The organism is Curtobacterium citri (assembly GCF_030362955.1).
In the GTDB taxonomy this organism is placed as follows: domain Bacteria; phylum Actinomycetota; class Actinomycetes; order Actinomycetales; family Microbacteriaceae; genus Curtobacterium; species Curtobacterium citri.
The window spans coordinates 129,170-142,624 of record NZ_JAUCML010000003.1 but is presented as its reverse complement, the minus strand read 5'-3'; the positions used below and the strand labels follow the sequence as shown (position 1 = coordinate 142,624).

General features: G+C 69.0%; 16 protein-coding genes. All 16 read left to right on the top strand.

From position 1 onward, the window contains the following. Positions 1–29 precede the first annotated feature (29 nt). The 16 genes from QUG92_RS05525 to rpsC all read left to right on the top strand — a co-directional run bounded on the left by QUG92_RS05525 (position 30) and on the right by rpsC (position 13,455). Complete coding sequence (locus QUG92_RS05525; RefSeq protein WP_289457991.1) at positions 30–485, top strand: DUF6121 family protein; 456 nt, start codon at positions 30–32, stop codon at positions 483–485. Between the two features lie 117 nt (positions 486–602). Beyond that, positions 603–1,739 carry a hypothetical protein gene (locus QUG92_RS05520; RefSeq protein WP_289457990.1) on the top strand — a complete coding sequence of 379 codons (1,137 nt, stop codon included), beginning with the start codon at positions 603–605 and terminating at the stop codon, positions 1,737–1,739. Between the two features lie 447 nt (positions 1,740–2,186). Then, positions 2,187–2,555, top strand: a complete 369-nt coding sequence (rpsL, locus tag QUG92_RS05515; RefSeq protein ID WP_058728453.1) for a 30S ribosomal protein S12 — start codon at positions 2,187–2,189, stop codon at positions 2,553–2,555. A gap of 5 nt (positions 2,556–2,560) precedes the next feature. Continuing rightward, positions 2,561–3,031 carry a 30S ribosomal protein S7 gene (gene rpsG, locus QUG92_RS05510; protein WP_058742332.1) on the top strand — a complete coding sequence of 157 codons (471 nt, stop codon included), beginning with the start codon at positions 2,561–2,563 and terminating at the stop codon, positions 3,029–3,031. Positions 3,032–3,133: 102 nt separating this feature from the next. Continuing rightward, complete coding sequence (gene fusA / locus QUG92_RS05505) at positions 3,134–5,248, top strand: elongation factor G (RefSeq protein WP_069712801.1); 2,115 nt, start codon at positions 3,134–3,136, stop codon at positions 5,246–5,248. 135 nt (positions 5,249–5,383) lie between these two features. After that, positions 5,384–6,571 carry an elongation factor Tu gene (gene tuf / locus QUG92_RS05500; RefSeq protein WP_069712802.1) on the top strand — a complete coding sequence of 396 codons (1,188 nt, stop codon included), beginning with the start codon at positions 5,384–5,386 and terminating at the stop codon, positions 6,569–6,571. Positions 6,572–6,678: 107 nt separating this feature from the next. Further along, positions 6,679–7,659, top strand: coding sequence for a DNA topoisomerase IB (locus QUG92_RS05495; protein WP_220456165.1), 981 nt, complete (start codon positions 6,679–6,681; stop codon positions 7,657–7,659). Between the two features lie 82 nt (positions 7,660–7,741). Further along, positions 7,742–8,554, top strand: a complete 813-nt coding sequence (locus QUG92_RS05490; protein ID WP_182045388.1) for a DarT ssDNA thymidine ADP-ribosyltransferase family protein — start codon at positions 7,742–7,744, stop codon at positions 8,552–8,554. A gap of 591 nt (positions 8,555–9,145) precedes the next feature. Next, positions 9,146–9,454, top strand: a complete 309-nt coding sequence (rpsJ, locus tag QUG92_RS05485) for a 30S ribosomal protein S10 (protein ID WP_022903286.1) — start codon at positions 9,146–9,148, stop codon at positions 9,452–9,454. A gap of 13 nt (positions 9,455–9,467) precedes the next feature. After that, complete coding sequence (gene rplC, locus QUG92_RS05480; RefSeq protein WP_022906340.1) at positions 9,468–10,121, top strand: 50S ribosomal protein L3; 654 nt, start codon at positions 9,468–9,470, stop codon at positions 10,119–10,121. A 2-nt stretch (positions 10,122–10,123) separates the two neighbouring features. Continuing rightward, positions 10,124–10,783, top strand: a complete 660-nt coding sequence (gene rplD / locus QUG92_RS05475) for a 50S ribosomal protein L4 (protein WP_182045389.1) — start codon at positions 10,124–10,126, stop codon at positions 10,781–10,783. After that, positions 10,780–11,079: a 50S ribosomal protein L23 gene (gene rplW / locus QUG92_RS05470; protein WP_065960036.1), complete on the top strand. Its 300-nt coding sequence runs from the start codon at positions 10,780–10,782 to the stop codon at positions 11,077–11,079. The genes rplD and rplW overlap by 4 nt, the downstream gene beginning before the upstream one ends. 19 nt (positions 11,080–11,098) lie before the next feature. Continuing rightward, positions 11,099–11,938: a 50S ribosomal protein L2 gene (gene rplB, locus QUG92_RS05465; RefSeq protein ID WP_065960035.1), complete on the top strand. Its 840-nt coding sequence runs from the start codon at positions 11,099–11,101 to the stop codon at positions 11,936–11,938. A gap of 11 nt (positions 11,939–11,949) precedes the next feature. Next, the gene (rpsS, locus tag QUG92_RS05460) at positions 11,950–12,231 is read left to right on the top strand and encodes a 30S ribosomal protein S19 (protein ID WP_017885529.1); all 282 of its coding nucleotides are present in this window, start codon (positions 11,950–11,952) and stop codon (positions 12,229–12,231) included. 25 nt (positions 12,232–12,256) lie between these two features. Next, complete coding sequence (gene rplV, locus QUG92_RS05455; RefSeq protein WP_069712805.1) at positions 12,257–12,649, top strand: 50S ribosomal protein L22; 393 nt, start codon at positions 12,257–12,259, stop codon at positions 12,647–12,649. Next, complete coding sequence (rpsC, locus tag QUG92_RS05450) at positions 12,649–13,455, top strand: 30S ribosomal protein S3 (RefSeq protein WP_069712806.1); 807 nt, start codon at positions 12,649–12,651, stop codon at positions 13,453–13,455. The genes rplV and rpsC overlap by 1 nt, the downstream gene beginning before the upstream one ends.

Below are 13,455 nucleotides of genomic sequence, written 5' to 3'. Positions count from 1 at the left end.
CACGCCCCTGTCGGCAGTACGCTCGTGCCATGTCCCGATGGCTGGTGGCGACGATGACGTCCGTGCTCTTCATCGCGCTCGTCATCGCAGTGACGGGTTTCGAGGCCCTGCTCGCCGACGTCGAGGCCATCCCGCAGCCCGACGCGAGCCCCTACCTCGGCCCCGCGATGGTGGTCGGCGCCGGGCTGGTCGTCTTCCTGGCCACGGCGGCCGGCATCCGCGAGGGGAACCCCGGCGTGACGGGTCTCGTCGCCGCCGCCGGCACGTACCTCGTCATGCTCGGCGTCGGGTCCGTCGGGTACGCGATCGTCCGGGGCGACGGCACGGAGCTGCTCGTCTTCCCCGCGGGCTCCGCCCTCAGCCCGTTCGTGGTCGGCTCCGTGGTGGTCGCGCTCCTGTGCGTCGTCGGCGGGATCGCGGCCGCGCGGCACCAGGCCCGGGACACGTCGACCGCGGGCACGGCTCCGGACCACGACCGCGCCTGACCGGCGACCCGCGCCCGACCGGCACCCCCGCACCCGACCGGCACCCCCGCGCCACCGGACCGGAACCCCCGCCGGCGGTAGGATCCCGGAGCAGGCACGCAGCACGACGGGGGACCCATGACCGACCAGCATCCGGACGGGTGGGCCGCGGTCCCGCACGTCGACGGCATCCGCGGCACCCGCGAGCCCGCGGCCCCCGTCCCGACCCCCGCGGCGACCGGTCGGCCCCGCCGGCGACTGCGTCGGCGCACGCTCGTCGGCATCGTCGCGGGTGGCGCGGTCGTGCTCCTGCTCGCCGTGACCGGTGTCGTCGGGTGGACCGTGCAGTCGTCGTCGCACGCCGCGGACCGGCCGGTCCGGGCCTTCCTCGACGACCTGACGGCGGGTCGGGTGACCGACGCCCTCGACGCGGCGGGGATCGACCACGACGACCAGGACGTCCTGCTCACCGACGCGGCGTACGCGAAGGCCTCGGACCACGTGACCGGGTACCGCATCGCGGGAACGCGGACGGACGGCGACACCGCGACGGTCCAGGCGGTGCTGCGGCAGGACGGGCGTGACGTGCCGACGACCTTCACGCTCGACCGGACGGACACCGACTGGGGCGTCTTCCCGGTGTGGCAGCTCGAGGCGCCGGAGCTCGGTCGGGTCGAGGTCTCGGTCGAGGGGCCGGCGAGCACCGCGGTCGAGGTCGCGGGGGAGCGCGTGGAGACCTCCCGCGACGGAACCGCCCGGCTCGCGGCACTGCCCGGGACCTACCCGGTCACGGTCGACGGCGGGAAGTGGTTCACGGCCGAGGACGGCTCGGCGCGGGTGGCCGGCTTCGGTGCGGCGGGGTCCGCGCCGGTGGCGATGACCACGTCGCTCACCGACGCGGGGCAGCAGGCCGCGCAGCAGGCCGTCGATCGCTGGGTGGACGGGTGCGTCGCGTCGACGGATGCGGCGCCCGCGGGGTGCAGCTTCTACGCCTACGGCGAGGACCCCGCGTACACCTACTCGAACCAGAAGTGGTCCCTCGAGCAGCGACCGGAGGTGACGGTCGGCGGTTGGCTGGCACGCGGCTGGGCGGTCTCGACCACGAAGGCGGGCCGGGCGACCTACACCGCGGACATCTCGGGACCGGGTGGCGTGGGCACCGCCTCGGCCGGACCGATGAACGTCAACGCCAGCGGGTACATCTCGGGCTTCTCCGACTCCGGCGCCACGTTCGAGTCGGCGATCGGCAACGGCGCGTCCGACTCGGGGTCCTGACCGGCGACGGTCCGCAGGACGGCCCGTCTCGGGTCCGGCTCCGGACACGGCGTGGTCGGTCCGTCGGACGGGAGGCGCGGGTCGCCGACCCGGGTCCGGTCACGCCGGTCGGTGGTCGCCATACGTCGGTCGCCGGTCGGGGGTCGCCGGTCGCCCGTCGGGGGCCGGCCCGCCCGCACCGGGCGGGTGTCCGCCCGTGGCGTCACCACGGGCCTCCACGGGCGACGCGCCCGGATTGATTTCGCCCTGTGACGCGGGTAGTCTCTACCGGGTGTGCGCCCTCGGGCGCGCCCGGAATCCCGGCCCATGCTCGTCGACCTCGACGAGACCGTACCGGGGTCCATCCATCCCACCGTCTCTCCTCCGCCGTCAGGCGGTGATCAGCGTGGGATGAGGAAGCCGACGGACCGCGTCGGCCAGAGCACGAGCGAAGAACCAGGAGAACAGTTGCCTACCATCCAGCAGCTCGTTCGCAAGGGTCGCACGCCCAAGGTCGTCAAGACCAAGGCGCCGGCACTGAAGGCGAACCCCCAGCAGCGTGGTGTCTGCACCCGCGTCTACACCACCACCCCCAAGAAGCCGAACTCGGCCCTGCGCAAGGTCGCTCGTGTCAAGCTCTCGAACGGCACCGAGGTCACGGCCTACATCCCCGGTGAGGGCCACAACCTGCAGGAGCACTCGATGGTGCTCGTCCGCGGCGGTCGTGTGAAGGACCTCCCCGGTGTGCGTTACAAGATCATCCGTGGTGCCCTGGACACCCAGGCCGTCAAGAACCGTAAGCAGGCTCGCAGCCGCTACGGCGCGAAGAAGGGTTGAGGTAGATGCCTCGTAAGGGTCCCGCCCCGAAGCGTCCCGTCGTCGCCGACCCGGTGTACGGCGCGCCGATCGTCTCGCAGCTCGTCAACAAGATCCTCCTGGACGGCAAGAAGGGCCTCGCCGAGCGCATCGTCTACGATGCACTCGAGGGTGTCACCGCCAAGAACCAGCAGGACGCCGTCGCGACGCTGAAGAAGGCGCTCGACAACGTCCGTCCGACCCTCGAGGTCCGCAGCCGCCGCGTCGGTGGCTCGACCTACCAGGTCCCGGTCGAGGTCAAGCCGCACCGCGCGAACACCCTCGCGCTCCGCTGGCTGACCTCCTACGCCAAGGCCCGTCGCGAGAAGACGATGACCGAGCGTCTCATGAACGAGATCCTCGACGCGTCGAACGGTCTCGGTGCCGCGGTCAAGCGCCGCGAGGACACGCACAAGATGGCCGAGTCGAACAAGGCCTTCGCGCACTACCGCTGGTAAGTCCGGCGCTGGTCGTCCCGGCACCGGTCGGGCGTCGTCGGTCATGAACCGTCGGCGCCCGCCCGGCCGCCAACCTCTCCTACAACTCTTCCGGAGGAACCTGTGGCACAGGACGTGCTCACCGACCTGAACAAGGTCCGCAACATCGGCATCATGGCGCACATCGATGCCGGCAAGACCACGACCACCGAGCGCATCCTGTTCTACACGGGCATCACGCACAAGATCGGTGAGGTGCACGACGGCGCCGCGACGATGGACTGGATGGCGCAGGAGCAGGAGCGCGGCATCACGATCACGTCGGCCGCGACGACCTGCTTCTGGGACAACAACCAGATCAACATCATCGACACCCCCGGTCACGTGGACTTCACGGTCGAGGTGGAGCGCTCGCTCCGCGTCCTCGACGGTGCGGTCGCCGTGTTCGACGGCAAGGAGGGCGTCGAGCCCCAGTCCGAGACCGTGTGGCGTCAGGCGGACAAGTACGACGTCCCGCGCATCTGCTTCGTCAACAAGATGGACAAGCTCGGTGCCGACTTCTACTTCACCGTCGACACGATCGTGAACCGCCTGGGTGCGGAGCCGCTCGTGCTCCAGCTCCCGATCGGTGCCGAGAACGACTTCGTCGGGATCGTCGACCTCATCGAGATGCACGCCAAGGTCTGGCCGGGCGATGCCAAGGGTGACGTCACCATGGGCGCCCAGTACGAGGTCCAGGAGATCCCCGCGGACCTCAAGGACCGCGCCGAGGAGTACCGCGCGAAGCTGATCGAGCGCGTCGCCGAGACCGACGACGCCCTGCTCGAGAAGTTCTTCGGTGGCGAGGAGCTCTCGAAGGACGAGATCAAGGGCGCGATCCGCAAGCTCACGATCGCCTCCGAGGTCTACCCCGTCCTCTGTGGGTCGGCCTTCAAGAACCGCGGCGTCCAGCCGATGCTCGACGCGGTCATCGACTACCTCCCGTCCCCGCTCGACGTGCCGCCGATGATCGGCCACGACGTCAAGGACGAGGAGAAGGAGATCATCCGCAAGCCCGACGCCACCGAGCCGTTCTCGGCCCTGGCGTTCAAGGTCGCGGTGCACCCCTTCTTCGGTCGTCTGACCTACGTCCGCGTGTACTCCGGCTCGATCGAGTCCGGTGCCCAGGTCATCAACTCGACCAAGGGCAAGAAGGAGCGCATCGGCAAGATCTTCCAGATGCACTCCAACAAGGAGAACCCGGTCGACAACGTGACCGCCGGCCACATCTACGCGGTCATCGGTCTCAAGGACACCACCACCGGTGACACCCTGTGCGACCCGTCGGACCAGGTCGTCCTCGAGTCGATGACGTTCCCGGAGCCGGTCATCGAGGTCGCCATCGAGCCGAACACGAAGGCCGACCAGGAGAAGCTCTCCACGGCCATCCAGAAGCTCGCCGAAGAGGACCCGACGTTCCGCGTCGAGCTCAACGCCGAGACCGGTCAGACGACGATCAAGGGCATGGGCGAGCTCCACCTCGACATCCTCGTCGACCGCATGAAGCGCGAGTTCAAGGTCGAGGCCAGCGTCGGCAAGCCGCAGGTGGCCTACCGCGAGACGCTGACCAAGGTCGTCGAGCGCTACGACTACACGCACAAGAAGCAGACCGGTGGTTCCGGCCAGTTCGCGAAGGTGCAGATCGCCCTCGAGCCGATGGAAGTCACGGCCGAGAAGGTCTACGAGTTCGAGAACGCCGTCACCGGTGGTCGCGTCCCGCGTGAGTACATCCCGTCGGTCGACGCCGGTATCCAGGACGCCATGCAGGTCGGCATCCTCGCGGGCTACCCGACCGTCGGCGTGAAGGCCATCCTCAAGGACGGCGCGGCGCACGACGTCGACTCGTCCGAGATGGCGTTCAAGATCGCCGGTTCGATCGCCTACAAGGAGGCCGCCCGCAAGGCCGGTCCCGCCATCCTCGAGCCGATCATGGCCGTCGAGGTGCGTACTCCCGAGGAGTACATGGGCGACGTCATCGGTGACCTCAACTCCCGTCGTGGCCAGATCGCCTCGATGGAGGACGCCTCGGGCGTCAAGGTGGTCCGCGCGAGCGTTCCGCTGTCCGAGATGTTCGGCTACGTCGGGGACCTCCGGTCCAAGACCTCTGGTCGTGCGGTCTACTCGATGACCTTCGAGACCTACAGCCAGGTCCCGGCCAAGGTCGCCGAGGAGATCATCGCGAAGAACAGCGGAGAGTAACGCTCCGGCGTTCTCTCCACAGGCGAGGGTGCCCGGCGACGGGCCCCTCGCCACCAAGTACAGTTAGACACACACCCTGCACGCCAACGGTCGAGTACCGGGGGCATGCTTTCCGAGTCCTGAGGAGGACCCACAGTGGCCAAGGCCAAGTTCGAGCGGACCAAGCCGCACGTCAACATCGGAACCATCGGTCACGTCGACCACGGCAAGACCACGCTCACGGCGGCGATCACCAAGGTTCTGCACGACCAGTACCCGGACCTCAACGAGGCCCGTGACTTCGCTCAGATCGACAGCGCTCCCGAGGAGCGCGACCGCGGCATCACGATCAACATCTCGCACGTCGAGTACCAGACGGAGAAGCGCCACTACGCGCACGTCGACGCTCCTGGTCACGCCGACTACGTGAAGAACATGATCACCGGTGCGGCCCAGATGGACGGCGCGATCCTCGTGGTCGCCGCCACCGACGGCCCGATGCCCCAGACGCGTGAGCACGTCCTGCTCGCCCGCCAGGTCGGTGTCCCCTACATCGTCGTCGCGCTGAACAAGTCCGACATGGTGGACGACGAGGAGATCCTGGAGCTCGTCGAGCTCGAGGTCCGTGAGCTCCTCGGCTCGCAGGAGTTCGACGAGGACGCCCCCGTCGTGCAGGTCTCGGCGCTCAAGGCGCTCGAGGGCGACGACAAGTGGGTCAAGTCCGTCCAGGACCTGATGTCCGCCGTCGACGAGAACGTGCCGGACCCGGTGCGCGCCACCGACCAGCCCTTCCTCATGCCGATCGAGGACGTCTTCACGATCACCGGTCGTGGCACGGTCGTCACCGGTCGTGTCGAGCGTGGCACGCTCGACCTGAACTCCGAGGTCGAGATCGTCGGCATCCGCCCGACGCAGAAGACCACGGTCACGGGCATCGAGATGTTCCGCAAGCTGCTCGACAAGGCCGAGGCCGGCGACAACACCGGTCTGCTCATCCGTGGCCTCAAGCGCGAGGACGTGGAGCGCGGCCAGGTCGTCGTCAAGCCCGGTTCGGTCACGCCGCACACCGAGTTCAAGGCGAACGCGTACATCCTGACCAAGGAAGAGGGCGGTCGTCACAACCCGTTCTACGCGAACTACCGTCCGCAGTTCTACTTCCGCACCACGGACGTCACCGGCGTCATCACGCTGCCCGAGGGCACCGAGATGGTCATGCCCGGCGACACCGTCGCCATGTCGGTCGAGCTGATCCAGCCGATCGCCATGGAGGCCGGCCTCCGCTTCGCCATCCGTGAGGGTGGTCGTACGGTCGGCGCCGGTACGGTCGAGGAGATCGTCAAGTAACTCCCGGTTCTCCGGAAGACACTGCGTCAGCGGGGTCGGGCCTTCGGGCTCGGCCCCGCTTCGTCGTTCCCGGGGGTCGGTCACAGGTGCGACCGGGCACCATCGTCATGGTGACTCGTCTCCGCCGCTCCGCGACCAACGGCCGTGGGTACCACCGTGTCCGCAGCGGCAAGGGGTTCTCGTACCGCGACCCGGACGGCGCCACCGTCGCCGACAAGGAGGTCCGGCACAAGCTCGACGAGCTGGTCATCCCTCCCGCGTGGGACGACGTGTGGATCTCGCCGTACGACAACGGGCACATCCTGGCGACGGGCATCGACGGTGCCGGTCGGCGGCAGTACATGTACCACCCGGGCTGGCGCGAGCGCATGGACCGGATCAAGTACGACCGAGCGCTCGCCCTCGCGGAGTCGCTGCCGTCGGCGCGCCGCATGGTGACGCAGGACCTCCGCCGGCCGGAGCCCGACCGCCGCCGTGCACTCGCGGCCGCCTTCCGCATGCTCGACCAGGGGTCGCTGCGGGTCGGCTCGGAGCGGTACGCCACCGAGCACGGCAGCCGCGGACTCTCCACGCTGCTCTGTGCGCACGCGCACGTGTCCGGCGACGACATCGAGCTCGACTTCCCCGGCAAGAGCGGGCAGGAGTGGTCCTCGACGATCCACGACCACGACCTGGCCCGCGTGATCGCCGGCATGAAGCGGCGCGGGCCCAACGCCCGGCTGCTGTCGTTCCGGGCCGAGCGTGGCGCGGAGTGGGAGCCGCTGGCGGCCGAGGACATCAACGAGTACGTGAAGGAGCGCGCCGGTGACGAGTTCACCGCGAAGGACTTCCGGACGCTGCACGGGACCGTCTCCGCGGCGGTCGACCTGGCGAAGACCGGGCCGCAGCCGACCCAGGCCAAGCGCAAGAAGGCGGTGTCCCACGCCGTCAAGGCCGCGAGCGAGGAGCTCGGGAACACGCCGACGGTGTGCCGCCAGAGCTACATCGACCCGCGCCTGCTCGATGCCTACGAGCACGGCGAGACCATCGACCCGGAGCGGCTGCACGCGGCCGAGTCCGAGGTCCGTGCCCTGCTCTACCGACAGTGACCGCGGGGAGGCGGGAGATGACGTACGGTTGGTCACCGTGCCCGACCACCCCCACACGGGCACGGAAGGACCCCTCCCAGTCGTGACCGACGAGTGCATCCACGGTTTCCCCACCGAGCTCTGCGACATCTGTTCCCCCCGTCAGGCCGAGGTGCCTGCGACCTCCACCCCGGCTCCGCGCCGGACCCGGATCACCACCGACCTGCGCTCGACCCCCGCGCCGCCCCGGGGCTCCTCGTCCCTGCGGTCACCGGCCGCGCCCGAGCTGCCCGAGCCCCGCGTGTGGGCGTCGCTCCGCGCGCACCACGCCACGCACGTCGACAACCTGGCGTCCATCGTCACCGACGGCGTGATCCTGGCGGCCGACACGGCCACCCCGGTCGTCGACGTCAGCTCCACCGCCACGCGGACCGCCCGTGCCGAGGCGTCCGCTCCCGACGGTGGCCCCGTCTCCGGGCACGTCCCGTTCACCCTGTCGCCCGACGCGACCCGGTGGGACGAGCTCCGCCACGGTGCGGAGGGGGAGCGGTGGTCGGACGCCGCCCGCCGTACCCGCGCGACCGAGTACGTCGTGCTCGTCGTGCCGGTGACGGCGTTCGGGGCGTCCGTCATCGTCGCCGACCAGGACGCCGAGGCCGAGGACGTGCGCTTCGCCGTCGGCCCGGATGCGGCGACGAACCTGATCCGCCGGACCGACTTCACCGACCCGGAGATGCACGACCTCGAGCTCCTCGCGGGCCCGAGCGTGCCGTTCTCCTCGGTCGCCGTGGTCGGTGTGCCGAACGACCGCGTCCGGCAGCAGGTCAAGGCACTCCTGGCCGAGCACCGTGGGCACGCGCCGCGCGTCGCCGTGTTCCCGCCGTGGTTCGTGCCGCCGCTCTCCGAAGAGTTCTGACCCCGGACCGTTCCGGAACCGACACCGTGCCCGCCCGGCCTCGCCGAGCGGGCACGTTCCGTCCCACGGTGCTCCGCCGAGCGGGCTGGATCCGCCCCAGCCGACCGCCTCGGCGACCGCAGCCGACGCGCCCGGGGTGGCCCGGGCCTCCAGGCCGGCGGAACCGCGTGGTTCCGGGGAAGCGGGGCGGTCCGGGGTCCCACCGGACCGCGACACGCCCGGGTTGCACGGATGGCCGTGCCTGTGCGAGACTTGTCCGGTTCCGAATTCCGCGGGCGTTCGCGCGCGCAGGATCACTGCTCTGGCAGTGCACAACCCCTCCGTCCAGCGGAGCTGGGTTGGGCCGCAGGCAGCAGAACACGATCGAGTCCCTCGTGAGCGCCTGGCCACTGCTGTGTCCGGGTGCGGGGGAAGCGACATGCCCACGCTGGACGGCCACGGTCGCCCTGCGCGGTTGACAGGAGAACAGCGGTCATCCCCCGAGGATGCGGCCGGTTGGTTCAGGAAAACAGCCAAGCCCTGCAGGAATGCACGGTGACGGCGGCGTCAGGCGGCCCGAGGGTGCGCGGCGCAGAGAGGACAGAGAGACACATGGCGGGACAGAAGATCCGCATCCGGCTCAAGTCGTACGACCACGAGGTCATCGACACGTCGGCCCGGAAGATCGTCGACACGGTGACCCGTGCCGGTGCGACCGTGGTCGGCCCGGTGCCGCTCCCCACCGAGAAGAACGTGGTCACCGTGATCCGTTCCCCTCACAAGTACAAGGACTCGCGCGAGCACTTCGAGAAGCGCACGCACAAGCGGGTCATCGACATCGTCGACCCGACGCCGAAGGCCGTCGACTCGCTCATGCGACTCGACCTCCCGGCCGACGTCAACATCGAGATCAAGCTGTAAGGGGGACCGACCAATGGCGAACTCAACCAAGACCGTCAAGGGCCTCCTCGGCAAGAAGCTCGGGATGACCCAGGTGTGGGACGAGAACAACAAGTTCATCCCCGTCACCGTGATCGAGGTCGGCCCGAACGTGGTCACCCAGATCCGCAACGTCGAGCGCGACGGCTACGAGGCGATCCAGATCGCCGCCGGCGCCATCGACCCGCGCAAGGTGAACAAGCCGGCCGCCGGCCACTTCGAGGCTGCCGGTGTGACCCCGCGTCGCACCCTCACCGAGATCCGCACCAACGACTCCGCCGAGTACAGCCTCGGCCAGGAGCTCACCGTCGACACCTTCGAGGCCGGCCAGAAGGTCGACGTCGTCGGGACGTCGAAGGGCAAGGGCTTCGCCGGTGTCATGAAGCGCCACGGCTTCGCCGGTGTGTCCGCTTCGCACGGTGCCCACCGCAACCACCGCAAGCCCGGTTCGATCGGTGCTTCGTCGACCCCGTCGCGTGTCTTCAAGGGCATGCGCATGGCCGGTCGCATGGGTGGCGAGCGTGTGACCGTCCTCAACCTCACGGTGCACGCCGTCGACGCCGAGAAGGGTCTGCTGCTCGTCAAGGGCGCCGTCCCCGGTGCTCGTGGCCGCTCCGTCTTCGTCCGCACCGCCGTGAAGGGTAAGTGATCATGGCCACCGAGACCGCAACCACGATCGACGTCCTCGACGCGACCGGAGCCGTCGCCGGCAGCATCGAGCTGCCCGCCGAGCTCTTCGACGTCGAGACGAACGTCCCGCTGATCCACCAGGTCGTCACCGCGCAGCTCGCCGCCGCGCGTCAGGGCACGCACAAGACCAAGAACCGCGGCGAGGTCCGCGGTGCCGGTCGCAAGCCGTTCAAGCAGAAGGGCACCGGCCGCTCCCGTCAGGGTTCGGTCCGCGCTCCGGAGCACACCGGCGGTGGCGTCGTCCACGGACCGACCCCGCGCGACTACTCGCAGCGCACCCCGAAGAAGATGATCGCCGCAGCCCTGCTCGGCTCGCTCTCGGACCGCGCCCGCGGTGGCCGCATCTCCGCGGTGGAGTCCTTCGTCGCGGCCGAGGTGCCGTCGACCAAGACCGCCCGGACGCTCATCGAGAAGGTCGCGCCCGTCAAGCACGTGCTCGTCGTGCTCGAGTCGGACGACGAGCTGACGCTCAAGTCGGTCCGCAACCTGGCGAACGTCCACGCGCTGTCGTACGGCCAGCTCAACGCCTACGACGTGCTCAAGGCCGACGCCCTCGTCTTCAGCAAGAGCGCACTCGACGCCTTCATCGCGTCGAAGACCGCGAAGGAGATCTCCGCATGAGCGGCTTCAACAAGGACCCGCGCGACATCATCATCTCGCCGGTCGTCTCGGAGAAGAGCTACGGCCTGATCGACCAGGGCAAGTACACGTTCATCGTGGACCCCCGCTCGAACAAGACCGAGATCAAGCTCGCCATCGAGAAGATCTTCGACGTCAAGGTCGCCAGCATCAACACGCTGAACCGCCCGGGCAAGACCCGCCGCACCAAGTTCGGCATGGGCAAGCGCAAGGACACCAAGCGTGCCATCGTGACGCTCAAGTCCGGTTCGATCGACATCTTCACGGCTGTCGGCTGAGGACCTTAAGGGATAAATCATGGCTATTCGTAACTACAAGCCGACGACCCCTGGTCGTCGCGGCTCGTCGGTCGCCGACTTCGCTGAGATCACCCGTTCGACGCCGGAGAAGTCGCTGCTTCGTCCGCTGCCGAAGACCGGTGGCCGCAACAGCTCGGGCCGCATCACCACGCGTCACATCGGTGGTGGCCACAAGCGCCAGTACCGCGTGATCGACTTCCGTCGTCACGACAAGGACGGCGTGGACGCCAAGGTCGCACACATCGAGTACGACCCGAACCGCACCGCGCGCATCGCGCTCCTGCACTACGTGGACGGCACGAAGCGTTACATCATCGCGCCGAACAAGCTCAAGCAGGGCGACGTCATCGAGCAGGGCCCCGGCGCCGACATCAAGCCCGGCAACAACCTGCCGCTGCGCAACATCCCCGTGGGTACGGTCATCCACGCCATCGAGCTCCGCCCCGGTGGCGGCGCGAAGATGGCGCGTTCGGCCGGCGCCTCGGTGCGTCTCGTCGCGAAGGACGGCCCCTACGCGCAGCTCCGCCTGCCGTCGGGCGAGGTCCGCAACGTCGACGCCCGCTGCCGCGCCACCATCGGCGAGGTCGGCAACGCCGAGCAGTCCAACATCAACTGGGGCAAGGCCGGCCGCATGCGCTGGAAGGGCGTCCGCCCGACCGTGCGTGGTGTCGCGATGAACCCGGTCGACCACCCGCACGGTGGTGGTGAGGGCAAGACGTCCGGTGGTCGTCACCCGGTCAGCCCCTGGGGCCAGGCCGAGGGTCGCACGCGCAAGTCGAACAAGCCGAGCGACAAGCTCATCGTCCGTCGCCGTAACGCCGGCAAGAAGCGCAAGTAGGAGTTCAGAAGATGCCACGCAGTCTGAAGAAGGGCCCCTTCGTCGACGAGCACCTGCTCCGCAAGGTCGTCACGCAGAACGAGGCCAACACCAAGAACGTGATCCGCACCTGGTCGCGTCGCTCGATGATCGTCCCGAACATGCTCGGACACACGATCGCCGTGCACGACGGCCGCAAGCACATCCCGGTGTTCGTCACCGAGTCGATGGTCGGTCACAAGCTCGGCGAGTTCGCGCCGACCCGCACCTTCCGTGGTCACGTGAAGGACGACAAGAAGGGCCGTCGCCGCTAACGCGGGGACGAAGAGGAGGAACGAAATGGTGGAGTCGATCGCACGCGTGCGACACATCCGCGTCACGCCTCAGAAGGCCCGTCGCGTCATCGAGCTGATCCGCGGCAAGCAGGCCCACGAGGCCCTCGCCATCCTGAAGTTCGCCCCCCAGGCCGCTTCGGAGCCCGTGTACAAGCTGGTCGCCTCGGCGATCGCGAACGCACGCGTCAAGGCGGACGGCACGAACAGCTTCCTCGACGAGCGCGACCTCTACGTGAGCCGCGTCTTCGTCGACGAGGGCACGACCCTGAAGCGGTTCCAGCCGCGTGCACAGGGCCGCGCCTTCCGCATCAACAAGCGCACCAGCCACATCACGGTCGTCCTCGCGACGCCGGAAGAGGCCGAGGTCGCCGCGACGAGCAAGAAGGCGAGCAAGTAATGGGCCAGAAGGTCAACCCGTACGGCTTCCGTCTCGGGATCACGACGGACCACGTCTCGCACTGGTTCACCGACAGCACGAAGGCCGGTCAGCGCTACGCCGACTACGTGGCCGAGGACATCAAGGTGCGCGAGTACCTGAAGAAGACCCTCGACCGCGCCGGTGTCGCCCGCATCGAGCTCGAGCGCACCCGCGACCGCGTCCGCGTGGACATCCACACGGCGCGTCCGGGCATCGTCATCGGTCGCCGCGGCGCCGAGGCGGAGCGCGTCCGCAGCGAGCTGGAGAAGCTCACCAAGAAGCAGATCCAGCTCAACATCCTCGAGGTCAAGAACCCCGAGACCGAGGCCCAGCTCGTCGCGCAGGGCATCGCCGAGCAGCTCTCCGCTCGTGTCGCGTTCCGTCGCGCCATGCGCAAGGGCCTGCAGGGTGCACAGCGCGCCGGCGCCAAGGGTGTCCGCATCCAGGTGTCGGGTCGTCTCGGCGGCGCCGAGATGTCGCGCTCGGAGTTCTACCGCGAGGGCCGCGTGCCCCTGCACACGCTCCGCGCGAACATCGACTACGGCTTCTACGAGGCTCGGACCACCTTCGGCCGCATCGGCGTGAAGGTCTGGATCTACAAGGGCGACATCACGAACAAGGAGCTCGCTCGCGAGCAGGCGAACCAGCGTTCGTCGCGCCCCGAGCGTCGTGGCGGCCCGCGTGGCGAGCGCGGCGACCGTGGGGACCGCCGTGGCGGCGACCGCGGCGGCCGTCAGCAGCAGGCCCCGCAGGACGCGCCGGCCGGCGCAGGAGTTGAGGCGTAA

What these genes read in the sequence shown, in the direction of transcription:
- QUG92_RS05525 (WP_289457991.1), top strand. Translation starts at nt 30, where the DNA reads ATGTCCCGATGGCTGGTGGCGACGATGACGTCCGTGCTCTTCATCGCG.
- QUG92_RS05520 (WP_289457990.1), top strand. Translation starts at nt 603, where the DNA reads ATGACCGACCAGCATCCGGACGGGTGGGCCGCGGTCCCGCACGTCGAC.
- rpsG (WP_058742332.1), top strand. Translation starts at nt 2,561, where the DNA reads ATGCCTCGTAAGGGTCCCGCCCCGAAGCGTCCCGTCGTCGCCGACCCG.
- QUG92_RS05495 (WP_220456165.1), top strand. Translation starts at nt 6,679, where the DNA reads ATGGTGACTCGTCTCCGCCGCTCCGCGACCAACGGCCGTGGGTACCAC.
- rpsJ (WP_022903286.1), top strand. Translation starts at nt 9,146, where the DNA reads ATGGCGGGACAGAAGATCCGCATCCGGCTCAAGTCGTACGACCACGAG.
- rplC (WP_022906340.1), top strand. Translation starts at nt 9,468, where the DNA reads ATGGCGAACTCAACCAAGACCGTCAAGGGCCTCCTCGGCAAGAAGCTC.
- rplD (WP_182045389.1), top strand. Translation starts at nt 10,124, where the DNA reads ATGGCCACCGAGACCGCAACCACGATCGACGTCCTCGACGCGACCGGA.
- rplW (WP_065960036.1), top strand. Translation starts at nt 10,780, where the DNA reads ATGAGCGGCTTCAACAAGGACCCGCGCGACATCATCATCTCGCCGGTC.
- rplB (WP_065960035.1), top strand. Translation starts at nt 11,099, where the DNA reads ATGGCTATTCGTAACTACAAGCCGACGACCCCTGGTCGTCGCGGCTCG.
- rpsS (WP_017885529.1), top strand. Translation starts at nt 11,950, where the DNA reads ATGCCACGCAGTCTGAAGAAGGGCCCCTTCGTCGACGAGCACCTGCTC.
- rplV (WP_069712805.1), top strand. Translation starts at nt 12,257, where the DNA reads ATGGTGGAGTCGATCGCACGCGTGCGACACATCCGCGTCACGCCTCAG.
- rpsC (WP_069712806.1), top strand. Translation starts at nt 12,649, where the DNA reads ATGGGCCAGAAGGTCAACCCGTACGGCTTCCGTCTCGGGATCACGACG.